Consider the following 19556-nt stretch of genomic DNA (forward strand, 5'->3'; position numbering starts at 1 on the left):
GCCGGCTGAGTCGGCCATGCGCGTTATTGCGCGAGCTTGCGCATCAGGAGCGGCGCGCCGACCGCGGGGTCCTTGCGCCACTGGCCGTCCTCGAAGACGAGGTCGGTACCATGGCCACGGCGCGCGACGAGGGTCAGGCGCCCACCGGCATAGCGCCAGCCGACGGGGTCGAAGATCGTCAGGCCGGTATCCTGGCACGAACCTTCGAAAGCCGCAGGTTGGCGGCCATCCGCCGCAGCGGGAGCGAGCACGAGGCGGCAGGCCTCGCGGTTCTGCTGGCGCATCAGGACATAGCGGCCCGGCAAGGTATTGGCGGCGGGCGCGGTCGCGGGATCGACGACGGTGATGCGCCGGGCGGCCGTCGCGGCCGGATCCTGGGAGCGTTGCGCCGCGAGACGCGGATGGTTTCGCGAGGCCAGCCTGTAGGCCTTGCCGTCGCTGCCCGTGCCTTCGAGCCCGGTCTCGGCCGTGCCCTTCCGGAAACCGACGATCTGCCTGCCGTTCGAGTCGAGGAATTGCGGCTGCCCGCCCGCGGCCAGCGTCCAGGACGTGGCCGTGCCGAGGATCGGCAGCGCGCGGCGGCAGGTCGCGGGAAAGCGGAGCTGACGGGCATTGCCGGACGCTTCCGCACCCAGGGTGACCGTGCAACGGCGCGAGGCCCCGGCGAGTTCCAACTCCCAGGCGCCGAGCCAGCGGCGGATCGCGTCGGGCGCGGTGTCGGCGCCGCGCGGCAGCGGCGCCGTCTGAGCCGCCGCCGGCAGGGAGCCGGCGGCGAGAATCAGCAGCGGCAGCAGCCGGCGGATCAGGCCTTTTTCCATGGGGTCTCCGACACGGGCGTCAGCGGGCCCTTGCCATCGAACCAGGAAAGCATGTTGTCGACCAGAAGCTGGCCCATCGCCTCGCGGGTATGGACGGAGGCCGAGCCGACATGGGGCAGCAGCACCGCATGCTCGATGGCGATCAGTTCAGCCGGCACGCGCGGCTCGTCCTCGAAGACGTCGAGCCCGGCGGAAAGGATGGTCCTGTCGTTGAGCGCCTTGATCAGCGCCTGCTCGTCGACGACGGTACCGCGGCCGACATTGATCAGGATGCCGTTGGGGCCAAGCGCCTTCAGGACCTCGGCATTGATGATGTGATGGGTCGAGGCGCCGCCCGGCGCGACCGAGATCAGCGTGTCGACATCGGTGGCCATGTCGACCAGCGAGGGATAGTAGGGATAGGACACGTCAGGCTGGCGCGAGCGCCCGTGATAGACGACCGGCAGGCCGAAGGCCTCGACGCGCTGCGCCACCGCCTTGCCGATGCGGCCGAGGCCGACGATGCCGACCTTGCGCCCGCGCAGCGAGGTGGTGAGCGGGTAGTTGCCCTGCAGCCACTTGCCTTCGCGCAGGTAGCGGTCGACCTGCGGGAGCTGGCGGACGGTGGCGATCAGCAGGCCGAGCGCGAGATCGGCGACCTCGTCGGTCAGGACGTCGGGCGTGTTGGTGACGACGAGCCCGCGGCGGCCGGCCTCGGCCGCATCGACATGATCGTAGCCGACGCCGAAGCTGGAGATCACCTCGAGCTTGGGCAGGGCGTCGAACAGCGCGCCGTCGACCCGGTTGTGGCCGCCGCCGGCGGCGACGCCGCGCACGCGGCCGGCGACCTCGCGCAGCAGGGCGGCGCGGTCGGACGCCTTCCACAGTTCATGGACGGTGAAGCGCGCCTTGAGCTGGTCGGCGGCATAGGCCATCAGCGGGCCGGTCTGGACGATTTCGGGCTTGGTCGAGGCTGTCATTGTCGGGCTGTCCGTCTGTGGTGGCGAAGGTCGTTGATTCGGCTCGTCTGAATCGATTAAAATGATCGGCGCGGTCTGCCGGGCCGGCATAGCCCCGCAACCGCATATACGCTATCCGATCACGTCCTGCCGATGAAGGCAGGGTGGTCATTTAGTATGCTTTATTCTCGCGATTTTCCCAGTATCCGTGGCGACATGCGTGCCGAGCGAGGCGAGCGTGGTATTCAGGCTGTCGATGACGAGGCCGGCCATGCGTGCCGAGGCGAGATCGCCGTCGCGATCGATGATGGCGAGCAGGACATGCTCGTGATCGGGCAATGATTCGATATAGGCGGTCTCGTCGCCGGTCTTCAGGAGCAAGGACCATTGCAGCGTGGCGATGACGGCGCTGGAGAGGCATTGCAGGGCCGCGTTCTGGGCGGCGGCGAAGATCGCCTCGTGGAAGGCGAGATCGGCCCGGATGGTGGATTCCGCATAGGGTGCACCGTCGGCCATGCCGCGATAGGCCGCCTCGATCCGAGCGATATCGGCCGAGGTGCGGCGCTGCGCCGCGAGGCGGGCGGCGCTGGGCTCGACGAATCGGCGCAACTCGAAGAGATCGCGGATGAATTTCTCGTTCGGGTCGGCCTCGAAATGCCAGGACAGAACGTCGGGGTCGAGCAGGTTCCAGCGTTCGCGCGGCGCGGCGCGGGTGCCGCTTTTCGGGCGGGCTTCGACCAGCCCCTTGGCGGTCAGGATCTTGACGGCCTCGCGATAGGCCGTGCGGGAGACCGAGATCTCGGAGCGCAGGTCGTCCTCGTTCGGCAGGACCTCGCCCGCCCGGATGCGGCCGGTGATGACCGCCACGGCGAGCTTCTGGGCGACCTGGCCGAAAAGCCGATCCGGATTGAGCGTCGTCGGCCGCGAGAAATCGCGTACCCGCATCGCTGCTGCCCCTCCCTCGGGCGCCTCCGGCCAGCCTGAAATTGCGGCATCCCGGCGGTTGTGGCGGCGCTTGACAGGGCCGCTTCTATCGTATGACTTTATCGCAGATTGGAACGGAGACAATCGCCGCACCAGGCGATATCCGTTTTCATCATTCGGTCACAAGAAGCCGATTGTGGTCGTGAGCCGCCTGCGTGACGGGCGGAGCGACCAGGGAACGGAAAGCAGGGAAGGACGGCATGGCCTCAGTCCAGATTGCCGATGTGCGCAAGGCCTACGGGTCGACGCAGGTCATCCACGGTGTGGATATCGACATCAACGACGGCGAGTTCGTCATCCTGGTGGGGCCGTCCGGCTGCGGAAAGTCGACGCTGCTGCGGATGATCGCGGGGCTCGAGAACATCTCGGGCGGCGAGATCCGGATCGGGCCGCGGGTGGTGAACGACGTGCCTCCGAAGGAGCGCGACATCGCCATGGTGTTCCAGAACTATGCACTCTATCCGCATATGACGGTGGCCGACAACATGGCCTTCTCGATGAAGCTGCGGAAGGCGCCGAAGAGCGAGATCGACGAGCGCGTCAGCAAGGCGGCGCAGATCCTGGGCCTGACCAAGCTGCTCGACCGCTACCCGCGCCAGCTCTCGGGCGGCCAGCGCCAGCGCGTCGCGATGGGCCGGGCGATCGTGCGCGATCCGCAGGTCTTCCTGTTCGACGAGCCGCTCTCCAATCTCGACGCCAAGCTGCGCGTGCAGATGCGCACCGAGATCAAGGAACTGCACCAGCGCCTGAAGACCACGACGGTCTATGTCACGCACGACCAGATCGAGGCCATGACCATGGCCGACAAGATCGTGGTGATGCATGACGGCATCGTCGAGCAGATGGGCGCCCCGCTCGATCTCTACGACAACCCCGCCAATCTCTTCGTCGCCGCCTTCATCGGCTCGCCCTCCATGAACCTCCTCAAGGGGAAGATCACCGGCGCGGGCTTCGAAACCGAGGGCGGCACGATCTGGCCGATCGGCAAGCATCCGGTCGGCTCGGACGGGCAGGCGGCCGTGCTGGGCATCCGGCCGGAGCATATCCGGCTCGATCCCACCGGCCTGAAGGCCGAGGTCGCTGTGGTCGAGCCGATGGGCTCGGAAACGCAGGTCGTCGTCCGCTGCGGCGGGCAGGACCTGACCTGCATCTTCCGCGAGCGCATCTCGGCCAGGCCCGGCGAGACGATCGGCATCACGCCCGATACCAGCGTGACGCATCTGTTCGACGCCGCGACCGGCAAGCGTATCTGAGACAGGCCGGGCCGGTTGGGTACGCCCGGTCGGGCTGCGCCTGGTCTCGGCAGAGCTCTGAACCGGCTTTTCCGACCGGCCTTGTCCGCACCCGGTCGGCTCCGGTTCCAAGGAATTCGCCGCCCTGCAGACGGGGCGACGGATGATCGCTGTCAACGCCCATCATCATGCAGGACGGTGGTCCCATGCAGGCCGCCGCCGCCCCAACGGAGGAGACGGTTTACATGAACATTTCCAGAAGAAACGTGCTGATCGGCGGCGCCGGGCTCGCGGCCGGCGCGACCCTGCCCTTCACGTCGTCCATCGCTCAAGCCAAGATCGAGCAGGGTGCGAGCCTGCGCGTGCTGCGCCCGACCAAGTTCGTCGATCCCGACCAGGCCATCTTCAACGAGAACACCGAAGCCTTCACAAAGGCGACCGGCGTTCAGGTCAAGGTCGACTATGCCGGCTGGGAGGACCTGCGTCCGCAGACCGCGGTCACGGCCAATACCGGTGCCGGTCCCGATATCGTCGTCGGCTGGGCCGATGACCCGCATATCTTCTCGGACAAGCTGATCGATCTCACGCCGATCGCCGAAGAGCTCGGCAAGAAATACGGCGGCTGGTACCCGATCGCCGAGAAATACGGCAAGAAGGACAAGACCAACCAGTGGATCTCGATCCCGATGGGCGCCTCCGGCGCGCCGGCGGTCTATCGCGAATCCTGGGTCAAGGAAGCGGGCTTCGATACCTTTCCGAAGGATCTCGACGGCTTCCTCAAGCTCTGCCGCAAGCTCAAGGAGATCGGCCATCCTGCCGGCTTCGCGCTCGGCAACGCGGTCGGCGACGGCAATGCCTTCTGCAACTGGCTTGTCTGGACCCATGGCGGCTACATGGTCGACGAGAACAACAAGGTCGCGATCAACTCCAAGGAGACGATCGAGGCGCTGAAATACGCCAAGGCGCTCTACGAGACCTTTATTCCGGGCACGCTGTCCTGGCTCGACATCAGCAACAACAAGGCGCTGTCCGCCGGCGAAGTCGGCCTGACCCAGAACGGCGTCTCGCTCTATTTCTCGATCAAGAACTCGAAGGACGAGAAGACCGCGGCGATCGGCAAGGACCTGAACCATGCCACCATGCCGGTCGGCCCGCTCGGGCGCCCGTCGGAGCCGGCGCTGATCATCAACGCCATGGCGTTCAAGCACACCAAATACCCGAACGCTGCGAAGGAATATCTCCGCTTCATGATGGAGAAGGAGCAGTACGACAAGTGGCTGACCGGCTGCTACGGCTACTGGGCCCAGCCGTTGAAGGGCTATGCCGAGAGCAAGGTCTGGCAGGCCGATCCGAAGATCGTGGTCTATCGCGATACCTGGGACCGGGCGCTGTGGAGCGGCTACAAGGGCGCGATCAACGAAGCCGCCGGCACGGTCAATGCCGAATATGTCGTCGTCCAGATGGTCGCTTCGGTCTGTGCCGGCCAGGCCACGCCGGAAGAAGCGGCCAAGGAAGCGGAGCGCCGCGCCAAGCGCTACTACCGGACCTGACGCGCTGATTGCGCTGATCCGGAGACACGCGGCCGCCGGCTCGTCCGGCGGCCGACGCGAGATCGCATCGGATATTCCCGAAAGGCCGCTTTCCGCCTTTCGCCCCGGTGCCATTGCCGACCCGAACGCGAGGGCGCCATGGCCGTAGCTGCCGCCGAATCGCGAACCGTCTATAACCTGCAGCAAAGCTGGCTGGTGCGACTGTTCGACAACAAGCCGTTCCTGATCTTTCTGTGCCTGCTGCCGGCGGCCGCCTTTCTGCTGATCTTCCTCAGCTATCCGCTGGGCTTGGGGATCTGGCTCGCCTTCACCGATACGCGCATCGGCAGGCCCGGCATCTTCATCGGCTTCGAGAATTTCGTGTCGCTCTGGCACGATCGCGTGTTCATGACCTCGGTCTGGAACACGCTGCTCTACACGGGTGCCGCGACCATCGGAAAATTCGCGCTCGGCCTGTGGCTGGCGCTGCTGCTCAACAACCACCTGCCGTTCAAGTCGCTGCTCCGGGCGATCATCCTGATCCCCTGGATCGTGCCGACCGTGCTGTCGGCCATCGCCTTCTGGTGGATCTACGACCCGCAATTCTCGATCATCTCCTATGTGCTGGTCGACGTGCTCGGCTGGCGCGACAGCTATATCGACTTCCTCGGCCAGCCCTGGCCGGCGCGCTGGTCGCTGATCGCCGCCAATATCTGGCGCGGAATCCCCTTCGTCGCGATCAGCCTGCTGGCCGGCCTGCAGACGATCTCGCCCTCGCTCTACGAGGCGGCGATGCTCGACGGCGCCAATTCCTGGCAGCGCTTCCGGCATGTCACGCTGCCGATGCTGATGCCGATCCTGGCGGTGGTGCTGACCTTCTCGGTGCTGTTCACCTTCACCGATTTCCAGCTGGTCTACGCGATCACCCGCGGCGGGCCCGTCAACGCCACGCATCTGATGGCGACGCTGGCGTTCCAGCGCGGCATCCCGGGCGGCCAGCTCGGCGAAGGCGCGGCGATCGCGGTCGCGATGATCCCGTTCCTCGTGATGGCGACGCTGTTCAGCTATTACGGCCTGTCCCGGCGCAAGTGGCAGCAGGGGGAAGACAATGACTGACCAGACCCTCGAAACGCGCCCGCAGCTGACGGACAAGGAGCGCGACGGCGTCATCGACTGGTCGTCCGGCCCGCGGCGCTTCATCACGCTCTACCTGCCGCTCTCGGTGTTCGTGCTGGTGCTACTGTTCCCGTTCTACTGGATGGCGATCACGGCGATCAAACCGAACGGCGAGTTGCTCGACTACAAGAACAACAATCCGTTCTGGGTGAAGTCGCCGACGCTGGAGAACATCAACAAGCTGCTCTTCCAGACCGACTACCCGCAATGGCTCTGGACCACGATGATGGTCGCGGCGGTGGCCACTGCGCTGTCGCTGTTCTCCAGCGTGCTCGCGGCCTATGCGATCCAGCGCCTGAAGTTCAAGGGCTCGCAATATGTGGGTCTCGCGATCTATCTCGCCTATCTCGTGCCGCCCTCGATCTTGTTCATTCCGCTGGCGACGCTGATCTTCCAGTTCGGCCTGTTCGACTCGCCGCTGGCGCTGATCCTGACCTATCCGACCTTCCTGATCCCGTTCTGCACCTGGCTCCTGATCGGCTATTTCAAGTCGATCCCCTACGAGCTCGAGGAATGCGCGATGATCGACGGGGCGACGCGGCTGCAGACGCTGTGGCGGATCACCCTGCCGCTTGCCATGCCGGGCCTGATCTCGGCCGGCATCTTCGCCTTCACCCTGTCCTGGAACGAGTTCATCTATGCGCTCGCCTTCATCCAGTCGGCGGAGAAGAAGACGGTCCCGGTCGCGGTCTTGACCCAGCTCGTCGAAGGAGACGTCTATCACTGGGGTTCGCTGATGGCCGGTGCGCTGCTCGGCTCGATCCCGGTCGCGATCCTCTATTCCTTCTTCGTCGACTACTACGTCGCGTCCATGACGGGTGCGGTGAAGGAGTAGGCTTCTTCGCGGCGTCAGAGGCCGCGCTATGGCCGCAGATTTCGATATGCAAGCGGACGCTGTCCGTCATGGTCGGGCTTGTCCCGACCATCCACGTCTTCATTGGTCGAGGGCGGTGTTCAAGACGTGGATGCTCGCCACAAGGGCGAGCATGACGGTGGAGTCCACCAGGGGATTGCTATCATGACGACCTCCATCGCCTTCGTCGGGCTCGGCGCCATGGGCGCGCCGATGGCCGAGAACCTCGTGAAGAAGCAGTTCCGCGTCACCGGCTTCGACATGCGCGAGGCGGCGCGTGAGGCGCTCGTCGCCGCGGGCGGGCACGCTGCCGCGAGCGCGAGGGAGGCGGCCGAGGGCGCCGAGGCGCTGGTGCTGATGGTCGTCAATGCGGCGCAGGCGCGCTCGGTCCTGTTCGAGGCCGGGGCGCTCGATGTTCTGGCGCCGGGCGCGACGGTCGTCCTGATGGCGACCTGCCCGCCCGGCGAGGCGGAGGCGATCGCGGCTGAGGTCACGAAGACCGGGCGGCATTTCATCGATGCGCCGGTCTCGGGCGGGGTGAACGGCGCGCGCAATGCGACGCTCACCATCATGGTCGGTGCGCCCCGGGAAAGCTTCGCGCGGGCGAAGCCGGTGCTGGATGCGCTCGGCGACAAGGTCTTCCATGTCGGCGAGAAGGCCGGGCAGGGCGCGACGGTGAAGACCGTCAATCAATTGCTCTGCGGCGTGCATATCGCGGTGGCGGCCGAGGCGCTGTCGCTGGCCGAGAAGGCCGGGATCGACGGGCGTCTGCTCTTCGAGATCATGGGCGGCTCTGCCGCCTCGTCCTGGATGCTCCGGGATCGCGGGCCGCGTATGCACGAGCCCGATCCGGTCGTGGCGAGCGCCGTCGATATCTTCGTCAAGGATCTGGGCATCGTGCTCGATGCCGGGCGCGCGGCGAAGACGGCGCTGCCGCTGGCGGCTGCCGCGCACCAGATGTTCCTGTCGGCCTCGGGCCTCGGCCATGGCGGGCGCGACGATTCGCAGGTGGTCCGGGCCTATCGAGCGCTCAACGCCAAGCCCGCGAACGATGCCTGAACAGGACTGACTCGGTGCTCGCAACCTTCAGCCCTCATCCTGAGGAGCCGCGCAGCGGCGTCTCAAAGGATGCTCCAATGGGCTCGGGAGCCACCTGGATCATCCTTCGAGACGCGCTCCCACGAAGCGCTCCTCAGGATGAGGGCGCGGTGGGTGAGGGTTCAGCGTCGCGGCGGCGGGCAGGTCGTTCCGCGGATATGGAGGGCCGGCGTCAGCAGCAGGCGCTGTGTCGGGGCCGTGGGATCGGCGATGCGGTTCAGCAGGAACTCGGCCGATTTGGCGCCCATGTCGTTCTGGAAATTGAAGATGGTGGTCAGGGCCGGAAACCACTGCGCCGCCTCCTTGACGTCGTCGCAGCCCACGATCGAGAAGTCCCGGCCGGCTTCCAGCCCGCGATGGCGCAGGCCGAGCATCGCGCCGAAGGCGGCGAGATCGTTCATGCAGGCGGCGGCGGTCGGCGGGTCATGGGCGTCGAGCACTTTCTGGATGCCCTTCAACCCGTTCTCGCGGGTGCCGTAGTCGAAATGGACCAGTGCCGGGTCGAAGGGCAGGCCGTGACGGGCGAGCGCATCGCGATAGCCGGCATAGCGGTTGCGGCCGGTCGAGATGCTCTCGTTGGCGCAGAGGAAGGCGATTCGGCGATGGCCGAGCCCGATCAGATGCTCCATCGCCAGATTGGTGCCGTGGCGGTCGTCGGCGCCGACGAAATCGAGGTCGAGCGCGGGGATCTCGCGCGAGAGCTGGACGATCGGAACGCCGGCATCGATCAGGGGAGCGAGGCTTTCCACCGTGCTGCCGCCGGCCGAGCACAGGACCATGCCGTCGGGCCGGTATTCGGCGAGCGTGCCGAGCACGCGCTGCTGCCGGTCGAGGTCCTCGGCATAGGTGCCGAGCAGGATGGAGCGGTCGTAGCGGCCGGCGGTTTCGTCGATCGCCGCCAGGAGCTCGGCGAAATAGGGGTTGGTGATGTCGTGGAAGCCGACGCCGATGATGTTGGTGCGGTCGGTGCGCAACGACGCGGCGCTGCGATTGTAGCTGTAGCCCATTTCGCGGGCGATCTCGCGCACCCGGTGGCGCGTGGCTTCAGCCACGAGTTGCGAGCCGCGCAGCGCCAGCGATACCGTCGCGGTCGATACCGAGAGACGTTCGGCGATGACCTGGAGCGTGACGCGGCTGCGTCCGGCGGGCGGCGGGCTGTTGGGCAGGCGGGGCCCGGGCGGGTCGCTGGCGGTCATGACACGTCCACACTGAGCGCGGGCCCGAAGGCCGGCTTCCTGTCCGGCCATTCCGCCGACGTCCGCTTCCATCTCAACCATATCAGCGGGAGAATTTGAAGATGACTGCAACCAAAGAGTCCATCGGCTTCATCGGAGTCGGCCTGATGGGGCAGGGCATGGCCCGCAACCTCGTCGACAAGGGCTTCCCGCTGACGGTGATGGGGCACCGCAACCGCAAGCCGGTCGAGGAGCTGGTCGCTGCCGGCGCGGCCGAGGCGAAGACGGCGAAGGAGCTTGCGTCGCGGTCCGGGATCATTTTCCTGTGCGTGACCGGCTCGCCCCAGGTCGAGGCCGTGCTGAAGGGCGAGGACGGCATCGTCGCCGGGGCGAAGCCCGGCACCGTGATCGTCGATTGCTCGACCTCGGATCCGACGGTGACGCTGAAGCTCGCGGCGGAGCTCGCAGCGAAGGGCCTGCATCTGGCGGATGCGCCGCTCGGCGGCACGCCGGCGCAGGCCGCGCTCGGCCAGCTCTCGGCCATGGTCGGCGCGTCGCCGGAGGTGTTCGCCCGGATCAAGCCCGCCTGCGAGGCCTGGGCGCAGAAGATCGTGCATCTCGGTCCGGTCGGCGATGGCCACAAGATGAAGCTGATCAACAATTTCCTGTCGCTCGGCTATGCCGCGATCTATGCGGAAGCGTTGACGCTCGGCCAGAAGATCGGGATCTCGCCCCGGACCTTCGACAGCGTCATCCGCGGCAGCCGCATGGATTGCGGCTTCTACCAGACCTTCATGACCTATGTGCTGGAGCGCGACCGCGACGCCCACAAGTTCACGCTGAGCAACGCGCTCAAGGACGTGCGCTATCTGGAGAGCGTGGCCAACGATGCCGGCGTCGCCAATCCGATCGGCAATGCCGTGAAGAACAGCTATGCGGCGGCCGTTGCCAGCGGCAAGGGCGAGGATTACGTGCCGATGCTATCCGACTGGATCGCCGGGCTGAACGGCATTTCGCTCGCCGGCAAGGGCTGAAGCAGCGCGCTCAGGGCTGCGCCAGCAACCGGGAGAGACCTGCCGAGAGCCCCGTGCTGGCGACCGGAGCAGGCAGGGCGAGATCGCCTTGCCGCGGCTTCGGACGCGGCTGGTCGAGCTCGGCCAGCAGCATGCGGATGCCGGCCTCGGCCGAGCAGATCACCGGCACCTCGACATGCGGCTGGACGCGGGAGGCAAGACCGGCGAGCCCGGCCCCGCCGAGAATGACAGCGCCGGCGCCGTCACGTTTCGCGACGAGGCGGCAGGCTTCCGCGAGCATGGCGATCGAGCCTTCGGGATCGCGGGCGATGTCGGCGCCGGTGGGCGCGACGGTCTCCACGGCGGCGAGACGATCGCCCAATCCGATCGAGCTGACGAATTCGTGCAGGATCGGCCCCCAGCGTTCGCCGCCGGTGACGATGGCGAAGCGCCCGGTCTGCTCCGCCGCCTGGCGGCTGCTGGCCTCGGCCATGCCGATCACCGGAATCCGGGCCATCTCCTTGAGGGCGAGCAGGCCGGGATCGCCGAAGCAGGCGAGATAGACGCCGTCGCAATCCTGGCCGTGCTCGGCGAAGGCCTCGAGCGCGGCATGGGCGGCGATGACTCCGGCGCTGCGGCTGGCGATGTATTGCGCACCGAAACGTCCGGTGACCGGAACGAGTTCGGCCCCTGCCGGCAGATGGGGCTGGACGACGCGCGCGACCAGTGCCGTCATCTCCGGCATGGTGTTGGGATTGAGCAGGAGAATGCGCAAGCGGGTCCTCACGATCCGAAATCCGGCCGTGAGACTTCGCTGATCGTTCGAGCGGGCCAGGTCGTGGCTGTCAGGAGCGGACGATGTCTCATCGGTCTGAAATCAACAGCAGATTTGCCGTCCGGCCTGCAAGCGGATGAATGGAGAAACAGTGCTTCCATTCCGGCACGGCCGGCCATCGTCGGCACTGCCGGGCGTTCTCGCATTCCGCTGCGGTTACAGCAAGCGCTGGACGGGGTTCTACCTCTATGAGCGGGGCGGGTCCGGCGCGAGTTTCGTTATGGTGCAGGGCGTCGCGCTGAAACGGATCGGCGGCTTCGTCGTGACCAGCCGCCCTTCCGTGGGATGCTCGACGGTTTCGAAGAAGCCTGTCGCCTTCAGATGCGGGTCGTCCAGCAGGTCGTCGAGCGTGTTGATGGCGGAGCAGGGCACGTCGATCTGGTCGAGGATCGCCAGCCATGCGGCGGAGGTGCGGTGCAGAAGGCACTCCGCCAGCCGTTCGTAGAGCGTGTCGATCATCGCTGCGCGCGTCGCGCCGTCACCGAGTGCCTCGTCCGTCGCCCAGTCCTCGCGCCCGGCGGCGCGGAAGAGGGCCTGCCAATGCGCAGCCGTATAGGGCATTGCCGCGATGAAGCCGTCCGCCGTCCGATAGGGCCGGCGATGCCGCGACAGCACGCGCGAATAGCCGCTGGCGCCGCGCGTGGGCTCGAAGCTCAGCCCGCCGAGATGCTCGACGGCGAGGAACGAGACCATCGCCTCGAACATCGGAACCTCGATCGCCTGACCTTCTCCTGAAACCGCCCTGTGATAGAGCGCGGCATTGATCGCGCCGACGGCGAAGAGGGCGGTGGTCTTGTCGGCGACGATGGTGGGGGCATAGGCCGGAGCATCGCCGCTGCGCCCGGCCAGCGCGGCCCAGCCCGAGGCGGCCTGGATGACGTCGTCATAGGCCGGGCGGTCGCGGTAGGGCCCATCCTGGCCGAAGCCGACGATGGCGCAGTAGATCAGGGGCGGGTGCCGGGCGAGCAGCGTCTCCGGATCGAGCCCGTAGCGGCGGGCCGCCCCCATCCGCATGTTGTGGATGAAGACATCGGCATCCGCGATCAACTCCTGCAGGCGAGCGAGATCCTCCGCCGATCTCATGTCGAGCGCGATGCTGCGCTTGTTGCGGTTGCAGTTGAGGAAGGCCGCGCCCATGCCGGGCGAGCGGGCCGGGCCGGGCGCGCGCATGATGTCGCCGCCCGGCGGCTCGACCTTCAGGATATCGGCGCCCATGTCGCCCAGCGTCTGCGTCGCATAGGGGCCGGCGATGACCGTGGTCAGGTCGACGATCTTGATCCCGTCCAGTGGGCCCGGCATGGCGCGCGAATCTCCGTTCAGCGCGCAGTGAAGCCGCCATCGGCGGATGGCGCAACGCCGCCTGCCGCGGAGGCGCTATGGCGCGTCCGGCTTCTTGCGGATCGTCGAGCGATGAGACAGCCATGCCTGCAGGTCGCCCTTCAGTTCGGGCGCATTCCGATTCTCGTCACGCTCGAACAAGGCCGTCCGCTGCCGCTCGAAGGTGCGGTCGTAGCGGCGCTGGAGGGTCGGGCGGTCATCCGCCGGCACGAGCCTTCCCGCACGCAGCGCAACGAAGCGGGCCTCGTAGGAGACACCCTCGCGCCCTTGCCGATTCCGGCTCTCGACGAAGCCCGTGATCGCGATGTCGCAGCCCGGCCTGCCCTGTGGGGCTGCGACGAGATGGCCGTCGCCCCAGTCGAGCACCTCGTCGAACTGCTTCAGCAGCGTCCAGTCGCTGGCGAAGACGCGGATGGTCCAGCTATTGATGCCGATGCCGTTGCCCTGGGTGTTCCAGGCGGCGAGCACGCGCTCGCGCGTGCCGTCGCCGTCGAGATCGACCGTGATCAGGTCGAAGCTCCCGAGCCGGCCGGCCATCAGGGAATCCGGCATCTCGATGAGCTTCCGTCCTGTTCGCTCCAGCAGGAAGGCATGTTCCGGCGCGTTCTCGGGAATCTCGACGCCGTCGTCGAAGCTGGCGGCGCAGCGCCAGAGGCGGGCGCCATCACCCGCAGCGACGGACACGCCCCTGACGCATCCCATTCCGTTGGCCGGGGTCGGGGTCAGAGCTTCCTGCCGGGCCTCCTGCACGGTGGGGCGTGAAAAGGAGACGTCCCGGCAAGGCCGGAGCGCCGCCTCCGCGGTAGCGGGAATCAGCAGGGCGGCCAGCAGCGCGAACCGTAGATGAAGGCCTTGCGAGGTATTCAGGCGGATCATCGAGCGTTCACCGGTTTTTTCCCCAGGGGAGCTGCCCCGTCGACGCGTATGGCGCCGTCCAGAGCGACACGGCGTCAGAATATTCGCTCCGCGGCGAGAGTAAATTGATCTCCGGAAGCCGCTTGCCAGGCGGGAGATATCGCGTTCTGCTCGGCATGCATCGATGGGCCGGTCGCCATCCTCGGATGCCCGCAGGTCGATCGAAGGGACCTGCGTCAGGTCGACAAGAGGTCGACAGGTTGGATGTTGCGTGCATATCATGCCTTGGTCGTGAGCCTGGTGCTTGCTGACGGGCCTATTCGGAGGCGGGAATGACGATGCTTCATTTCAAGAATTTCGCTTTGCTCGAACCCGGTTTCGGCGAGTTGCGCCAAGGCTACGAGCTCGTCGTCGAGGGTGACCAAATCCGCGAGCTGTCCGACAAGCCGCTCAAGCACGCCAAGGCCGATGTGATCGATTGCGGCGGCCGCACCCTGATGCCCGGCCTGATCGACAGCCATGTCCATGTCTTCCTGTCCGAGGTCTATATCCGTACGATGGAGAGCATGCCGCTGACGCTGATGACGGCGCGCGCGGTCCGGCTGATGAAGGGCATGCTCAATCGCGGCTTCACCAGCGTGCGCGATACCGGCGGCGCCGATTGGGGCATCAAGGAAGCGGTCGAGAAGGGCGACGTCGCCGGTCCCCGCCTGTTCATCGCGGGCGCTGCCATCGGCCCCACCGGCGGCCATAGCGACCCGCGCCGGCGCACCGATTTCGGCGCGCGCTGCCATTGCTGCAACGCCATGGCCTATACGATGAACGTGTCCGACGGCGTCTCCTCGGTGCGCAAGTCGGTGCGCGAGCAGATGCGGCTCGGCGCCGACCATATCAAGATCATGATGTCCGGCGGCGTCGCCAGCCCCTACGACCCGCTCGATTCGATGCAGTTCAGCGTCGACGAGGTGAAGGCCGCGGTCGAGGAGGCGAAGGCGTTCGGCCGCTATGTCTGCGCGCACGCCTATACGCCGGAGGCGATCACGCGGGCGGCGCAATGCGGTGTGCGCGCGATCGAGCACGGCAACCTGATCGACGAGGCCTCGGCCAAGCTGATGGCGGAGAACAACATGTTCCTCACCGCCAATCTCGTCGCCTATTACGCGATGAAGGAGCGGGCGGCCGAGTTCGGTATGACCGGCGACATGCTGGCCAAGAACGATCTCGTCATCGATGGCGGCCTGCGCTCCCTCGAGATCTGCAAGCGGGCCGGCGTGCCGGTCGCCTATGGCTCGGACCTGCTCGGCCAGTTGCAGAGCGAGCAGTCGCGCGAGTTCCTGCTGCGCCGCGAGGTGCTCTCGCCGCTGGAGATCATCCGCTCGGCGACGACGGTCGGCGCCCAGATTCTGCGCATGGAAGGCAAGCTCGGCACGGTTCAGACCGGCGCCTTCGCCGACCTGATCCTGGTCGACGGCGACCCGCTCAAGGATCTCGCGCTGTTCCAGGAGCAGGGCAAGCATCTCGCCGCGATCATGAAGGGCGGCGCCTTCCACAAGAATACGCTGCACTGAGAGCTGCCCAGCCGCCAGCCAGCAGATGACGGAAATGCAGGCTTCAATGTTTGTAAGTGGCGTCGCAAACTGCCGTTCGAACGAGGGGACGGTCTTGGCTTCCAGAGTGGACGACATGCGGCAGGGAACCGCCTGCCATAGGGGAACGATCGGGTGAGCGCCGGTTCGCAGCGATTCGGGCGCTACGCCTTGAATGGTGCAGCCGGGCTGTCGCTCGGCTTCATCCTGCTTCCGCTGATCTTCGTGACCTGGCTCGCCTTTTTCCGGCAGGAGATTCCGTCCTTCCCGCCGGAGGGCTATTCGCTGAAATGGTTCGCGGGCGCGGCGAACAACAAATCCTTCATCGACGGCTTCACGCTGAGCCTACAGGTCGCCGTCGCATCGACGCTGATCGGATTGCTTCTCGGTGTGCCCGCGAGCCTCGCACTGGTGCGCCACCGCATTCCGCTGGGAGGCGGCATCAGCACGCTGCTGCTTTTGCCTCTGGTGATGCCGGGCATCGTGCTGGGCACCGCGACCTATGTCTTCCAGATCGAGGTCGAGATCGCCACGCAATTGCCGGTGATGGGCTCGCTCGGCGGGCTCATCGCGGCGCACACGCTCGTCGTCATCCCCTGGGTGGTGCGGCTGGTGACGGCGAGCCTCGCCGGCTTCGACCGCTCGATCGAGGAGGCCGCGCAGAATCTGGGCGCCGGCCCGGTCACCACCTTCTGGCGGGTGACGCTGCCGAGCATCCGGCCCGGCATCGTCGCGGCGGCGCTGTTCAGCTTCGTGACCTCCTTCGGCAATCTCGAGATGAGCCTGTTCCTGGTCGGGCCGGGACGGACGACGCTGCCGATCGCGATCCTTCAATATCTCGAATGGAAGATCGATCCGACGGTGGCGGCGGCCTCCCTGATCCAGATCGTCCTGATCGGCGCCGCGATGATCGTGACCGATCGCTATGTCAAACTGAGCCGGGTGGTGTGAACGGATGGCGCGGCTTTCTCTCTCGCACCTGAAGAAGACCTATGGCGCGCTGACGGTCGTCGACGATGTCGACATCACGGTTGCCAACGGGGAGTTTCTCGTCCTGCTCGGCCCCTCCGGCTGCGGCAAGACCACGACCCTGCGCATGATCGCCGGCTTCATCGCGCCGACATCGGGGGCGATCAAGATCGGCGAGCAGGACGTCACCAACCTGCCGCCCTGGAAGCGCCATTGCGGGCTGGTCTTCCAGAGCTACGCCCTGTTCCCGCATATGACGGTGGCGCAGAACGTCGCTTTCGGGCTGGAAATGCACAAGGTGCCGCAAGCCGAGCGCGGCACGCGCGTCGCCGAGGCGCTCAGGCTGGTCAGGCTCGGCGGCTTCGACGAGCGCTATCCGCGCCAGCTCTCCGGCGGCCAGCAGCAGCGTGTCGCGCTCGCCCGCGCGCTGGCGATGGAGCCGCAGGTGCTGCTGCTTGACGAGCCGCTCTCCAATCTCGACGCCAAGCTGCGCCTGGAGGTGCGGATCGAGATCCGCGAATTGCAGCAGAAGCTAGGCCTCACCACGATCATGGTGACCCATGACCAGGAGGAGGCGCTGACCATGGCGGACCGCCTCGTCGTCATGGAAAAAGGACAGGTGCGCCAGATCGGCACCCAGCGCGAGCTCTACGAGAAGCCGGCCGATCGTTTCGTCGCCGGCTTCATCGGGCGCAGCGCCTTCATCGAGGGGCAGGTCACGGGCCAGGGGCGTTTCCGCACCGGCGGCGGGCTCGACATCGCCTGCGACGCCGCTGCCGCGCCCGGTCCCGCGACACTGGCGCTCCGGCCGGAGCGGATCGCGATCGGAGGCGAGGCGGACGGGTTGCCCAACCGTTTTCCGGCGCGGGTCGAGCATGCCTCCTATCTCGGCGCGCTGCTCGACGTTCAGGTCGCGCTCAACGAGCAGGACCGCATGCTTCTGCAGATCCCGAACAAGGTCGGGTCCGCCGAACCGCATGTCGGCGAGAGCATCACGATAGGCTGGGCCGAAAGCGCCGGGCTCGTCTATCCGCAAGGGGCCTGACGGCTCCATCCGGCGTCCAGAAACGAGGGGAATACCATGGCTTCATTCGACAGGCGTGATCTTCTGAAAGGTGCAGGCGCGGCAGCGCTGGTGACGGCGACCGGTATGCCGGCTCTCGCCCAGGCCGGCGGGCGCGTCGTCATCGGCACCTGGGGTGGCGACTATGCCAGGCTGCTGACCAAGAATATCGAGGACCCGATCCTCAAGGCGAAGGGCATCGAGGTGGTGCAGGACCAGGCCGGCGACGCGCCGCGCCGGGCCAAGATGGTGGCCGAGCGCCGCCTGCCGCGCGGTACCGTCGACATCCAGGGCCTCTCGGCCGCGAACATGTACGAGATGAACGAGGCCGGTGTCCTGGAGCAGCTCGACTACTCCAAGATCCCGAATGCCAAGAACCTGCTGCCGACGATGAAATATCCCTATGGCATCGGGCATATCTATTCGGGCAACGTCGTCATCTACAATCCCAAGATCATCTCGCCGGCGCCGAAGGGCTTCAAGGACTGGCTCGATCCGAAATGGGGTTCGAAGATCGGCTTCATCGACATCCAGTACCAATCGATCTTCATCGCCGCCTCCATGGCCGCCACCGGCGGCAAGGACATGAACGACATGGAGAAGGCCAAGGAGATCCTGCTCGCGGTCAAGAAGGCCGGGGCGCGCGTCTACCCGACCAACGAGGCCTTCGCCCAGGCGATGAAGAACGAGGAGGTCGGAATCAGCGCGATCTGGAAGGCGCGCGTCGTCCAATGGCAGAACGCCGGCATCCCCTGCGAGGCGGTCTCGCCGGTCGAGGGTATCCCGACCTATGTCTCGGGCTTCGTGATCCAGAAGAACGCGCCGAACAAGGACAATGCCTACGCCTATATGGACGCGATGCTGGCCAAGGCGCCGCAGGAGGCCTTCGCCGTCGACATGGGCTATAACGGCACCGTCTCCGGCCTCACGATCGATCCGGCGCTGCACAAGCGCATCGGCTTCACGCCGGAAGAGGAGAAGACGCTGAAGGACCTCGACTACGCCTTCCTCGCCAAGAACGACGCGGCGATGAAGGAGTGGTGGGACAAGGTCTTCAAGGCCTGATGCCCCCTTTGTCATTCCGGGGCGCTCCGCTGGAGCGAACCCGGAACCCACGACTGGGCGAGACTTGCATTTTCGGCAACCGCGATCGCTCGCCCGGTCGCGGGTTCCGGGTTCATGCCTTCGGCATGCCCCGGAATGACAGGAGTTGGTTATGAGTGTTTCCGCTCCCGAAGCCGTCGCCGGCGCACGGACCAGGCTCGCCGGCCTGCTCGTCGTGCCGGCGACGCTTTTCGTCGCCCTGATGTTGATCGGGCCGCTGACGATCCTGTTCCGCTATTCGCTCAACAAGTTCGTTCCCGGCCAGTTCATGGTCGATGCGCTGGTGATCGAGAACTACGTCAAGTTCTTCACCGATGCCTATTATCTCAACGTGCTCGCCCGCACGGTCCGCGTCGCGGTGATCTGCACGCTGGCCTGCCTGATCATGGGCTTCCCTCTGGCCTATGTGCTGGCGCGCACGCAAAGCCGCTTCAAGAACCTGATGGTCATCGCAGTCGTGCTGCCGCTCTTCGTCGGCAATGCCGTGCGCGCCGCCGGCTGGATGACGCTCTTCGGCAGCAAGGGGGCGTTCAACGCCTCGCTGATGGGGCTTGGCCTGATCGATCAGCCGCTGGAGATCATGTATACCGAGAATGCCGTGCTGATCGGCATCATCGCGGTCAACCTGCCCTTCATGGTGCTGACGCTGCAGAGCGTGATCGAGGGCATCCCGCGCAATGTCGAGGAAGCCGCCTTCAGCCTCGGCGCCGGCCCCGCGGCGATGTTCCGCCGCGTGCTCTGGCCGCTGGCGCTGCCCGGTATCCTCGCCGGCACGATCCTGACCTTCATCCTGGCGATGAACGCCTATGCCACGCCGGTGCTGCTGGGCGGGCCGAAATTCCAGATGATGGGGCCGCTGGTCTATGGCCAGTTCGCGCAGCAGAACAACTGGCCCTTCGGCGGCGCGATCTCGTTCATCCTGATGACGGCGACGATCCTGCTCACCATGATCGCCCATCTCACCGTGCAGCGGCGCTATCGCTGAGGCGA

General features: G+C 66.4%; 18 protein-coding genes. 11 read left to right on the forward strand and 7 right to left on the reverse strand.

Annotation, left to right across the window (positions count from 1 at the left end):
• Positions 1-23: 23 nt before the first annotated feature.
• From OCUBac02_RS05510 to OCUBac02_RS05520, 3 genes are all read right to left on the reverse strand, one after another.
• Positions 24-818 (reverse strand): AprI/Inh family metalloprotease inhibitor, encoded by a 795-nt coding sequence (locus tag OCUBac02_RS05510; protein WP_173044019.1) that lies wholly within the window; start codon positions 816-818, stop codon positions 24-26.
• Entirely contained in the window at positions 803-1777 is a 975-nt protein-coding gene (locus tag OCUBac02_RS05515) for a 2-hydroxyacid dehydrogenase (protein ID WP_173044021.1), read from the reverse strand. Before OCUBac02_RS05515 ends, OCUBac02_RS05510 begins: the two co-directional genes overlap by 16 nt.
• Positions 1778-1924: 147 nt before the next feature.
• Positions 1925-2701: a FadR/GntR family transcriptional regulator gene (locus OCUBac02_RS05520; RefSeq protein ID WP_173044023.1), complete on the reverse strand. Its 777-nt coding sequence runs from the start codon at positions 2699-2701 to the stop codon at positions 1925-1927.
• A 239-nt stretch (positions 2702-2940) separates the two neighbouring features.
• Between OCUBac02_RS05520 and OCUBac02_RS05525 the strand changes: the two genes are divergently transcribed.
• The 5 genes from OCUBac02_RS05525 (at position 2941) to OCUBac02_RS05545 (ending at position 8589) form a co-directional block, all read left to right on the forward strand.
• Positions 2941-3993, forward strand: coding sequence for an ABC transporter ATP-binding protein (locus OCUBac02_RS05525; RefSeq protein ID WP_173044025.1), 1053 nt, complete (start codon positions 2941-2943; stop codon positions 3991-3993).
• Positions 3994-4217: 224 nt separating this feature from the next.
• Positions 4218-5522 (forward strand): ABC transporter substrate-binding protein, encoded by a 1305-nt coding sequence (locus tag OCUBac02_RS05530; protein ID WP_173044027.1) that lies wholly within the window; start codon positions 4218-4220, stop codon positions 5520-5522.
• 138 nt (positions 5523-5660) lie between these two features.
• Positions 5661-6617: a carbohydrate ABC transporter permease gene (locus tag OCUBac02_RS05535; RefSeq protein ID WP_047578377.1), complete on the forward strand. Its 957-nt coding sequence runs from the start codon at positions 5661-5663 to the stop codon at positions 6615-6617.
• Positions 6610-7512, forward strand: a complete 903-nt coding sequence (locus tag OCUBac02_RS05540) for a carbohydrate ABC transporter permease (protein ID WP_047578375.1) — start codon at positions 6610-6612, stop codon at positions 7510-7512. Before OCUBac02_RS05535 ends, OCUBac02_RS05540 begins: the two co-directional genes overlap by 8 nt.
• A 183-nt stretch (positions 7513-7695) precedes the next feature.
• Complete coding sequence (locus OCUBac02_RS05545; protein WP_173044029.1) at positions 7696-8589, forward strand: NAD(P)-dependent oxidoreductase; 894 nt, start codon at positions 7696-7698, stop codon at positions 8587-8589.
• A 161-nt stretch (positions 8590-8750) separates the two neighbouring features.
• Here OCUBac02_RS05545 and OCUBac02_RS05550 read toward each other — a convergent pair whose 3' ends face one another.
• Positions 8751-9824 carry a LacI family DNA-binding transcriptional regulator gene (locus OCUBac02_RS05550; protein WP_173044031.1) on the reverse strand — a complete coding sequence of 358 codons (1074 nt, stop codon included), beginning with the start codon at positions 9822-9824 and terminating at the stop codon, positions 8751-8753.
• 101 nt (positions 9825-9925) lie between these two features.
• Here OCUBac02_RS05550 and OCUBac02_RS05555 point away from each other — a divergent pair, with 101 nt between their 5' ends.
• Positions 9926-10837 carry an NAD(P)-dependent oxidoreductase gene (locus tag OCUBac02_RS05555; RefSeq protein ID WP_047580228.1) on the forward strand — a complete coding sequence of 304 codons (912 nt, stop codon included), beginning with the start codon at positions 9926-9928 and terminating at the stop codon, positions 10835-10837.
• Between the two features lie 10 nt (positions 10838-10847).
• On the opposite strand, the gene OCUBac02_RS05560 is transcribed toward OCUBac02_RS05555, so the two are convergent.
• The 3 genes from OCUBac02_RS05560 to OCUBac02_RS05570 all read right to left on the reverse strand — a co-directional run bounded on the left by OCUBac02_RS05560 (position 10848) and on the right by OCUBac02_RS05570 (position 13673).
• On the reverse strand, positions 10848-11591 hold the full coding sequence (locus tag OCUBac02_RS05560) for an aspartate/glutamate racemase family protein (protein WP_047580227.1): 744 nt from the start codon (positions 11589-11591) through the stop codon (positions 10848-10850).
• A gap of 246 nt (positions 11592-11837) precedes the next feature.
• On the reverse strand, positions 11838-12950 hold the full coding sequence (locus OCUBac02_RS05565) for a CaiB/BaiF CoA transferase family protein (RefSeq protein WP_173044033.1): 1113 nt from the start codon (positions 12948-12950) through the stop codon (positions 11838-11840).
• Between the two features lie 75 nt (positions 12951-13025).
• Positions 13026-13673 (reverse strand): hypothetical protein, encoded by a 648-nt coding sequence (locus OCUBac02_RS05570; protein WP_173044035.1) that lies wholly within the window; start codon positions 13671-13673, stop codon positions 13026-13028.
• 503 nt (positions 13674-14176) lie between these two features.
• On the opposite strand from OCUBac02_RS05570, the gene OCUBac02_RS05575 reads away from it, so the two are divergent.
• From OCUBac02_RS05575 to OCUBac02_RS05595, 5 genes are all read left to right on the forward strand, one after another.
• Positions 14177-15412 carry a metal-dependent hydrolase family protein gene (locus OCUBac02_RS05575; protein ID WP_173044037.1) on the forward strand — a complete coding sequence of 412 codons (1236 nt, stop codon included), beginning with the start codon at positions 14177-14179 and terminating at the stop codon, positions 15410-15412.
• Between the two features lie 153 nt (positions 15413-15565).
• The gene (locus OCUBac02_RS05580) at positions 15566-16381 is read left to right on the forward strand and encodes an ABC transporter permease (RefSeq protein WP_052232415.1); all 816 of its coding nucleotides are present in this window, start codon (positions 15566-15568) and stop codon (positions 16379-16381) included.
• A gap of 4 nt (positions 16382-16385) precedes the next feature.
• Entirely contained in the window at positions 16386-17444 is a 1059-nt protein-coding gene (locus tag OCUBac02_RS05585; protein ID WP_173044039.1) for an ABC transporter ATP-binding protein, read from the forward strand.
• A gap of 36 nt (positions 17445-17480) precedes the next feature.
• The gene (locus OCUBac02_RS05590) at positions 17481-18527 is read left to right on the forward strand and encodes an ABC transporter substrate-binding protein (protein WP_173044041.1); all 1047 of its coding nucleotides are present in this window, start codon (positions 17481-17483) and stop codon (positions 18525-18527) included.
• Positions 18528-18678: 151 nt separating this feature from the next.
• Positions 18679-19551, forward strand: a complete 873-nt coding sequence (locus OCUBac02_RS05595; RefSeq protein WP_047574571.1) for an ABC transporter permease — start codon at positions 18679-18681, stop codon at positions 19549-19551.
• The last annotated feature ends 5 nt before the right edge of the window (positions 19552-19556 follow it).

The sequence above is a fragment of the Bosea sp. ANAM02 genome (assembly GCF_011764485.1).
GTDB lineage: Bacteria > Pseudomonadota > Alphaproteobacteria > Rhizobiales > Beijerinckiaceae > Allobosea.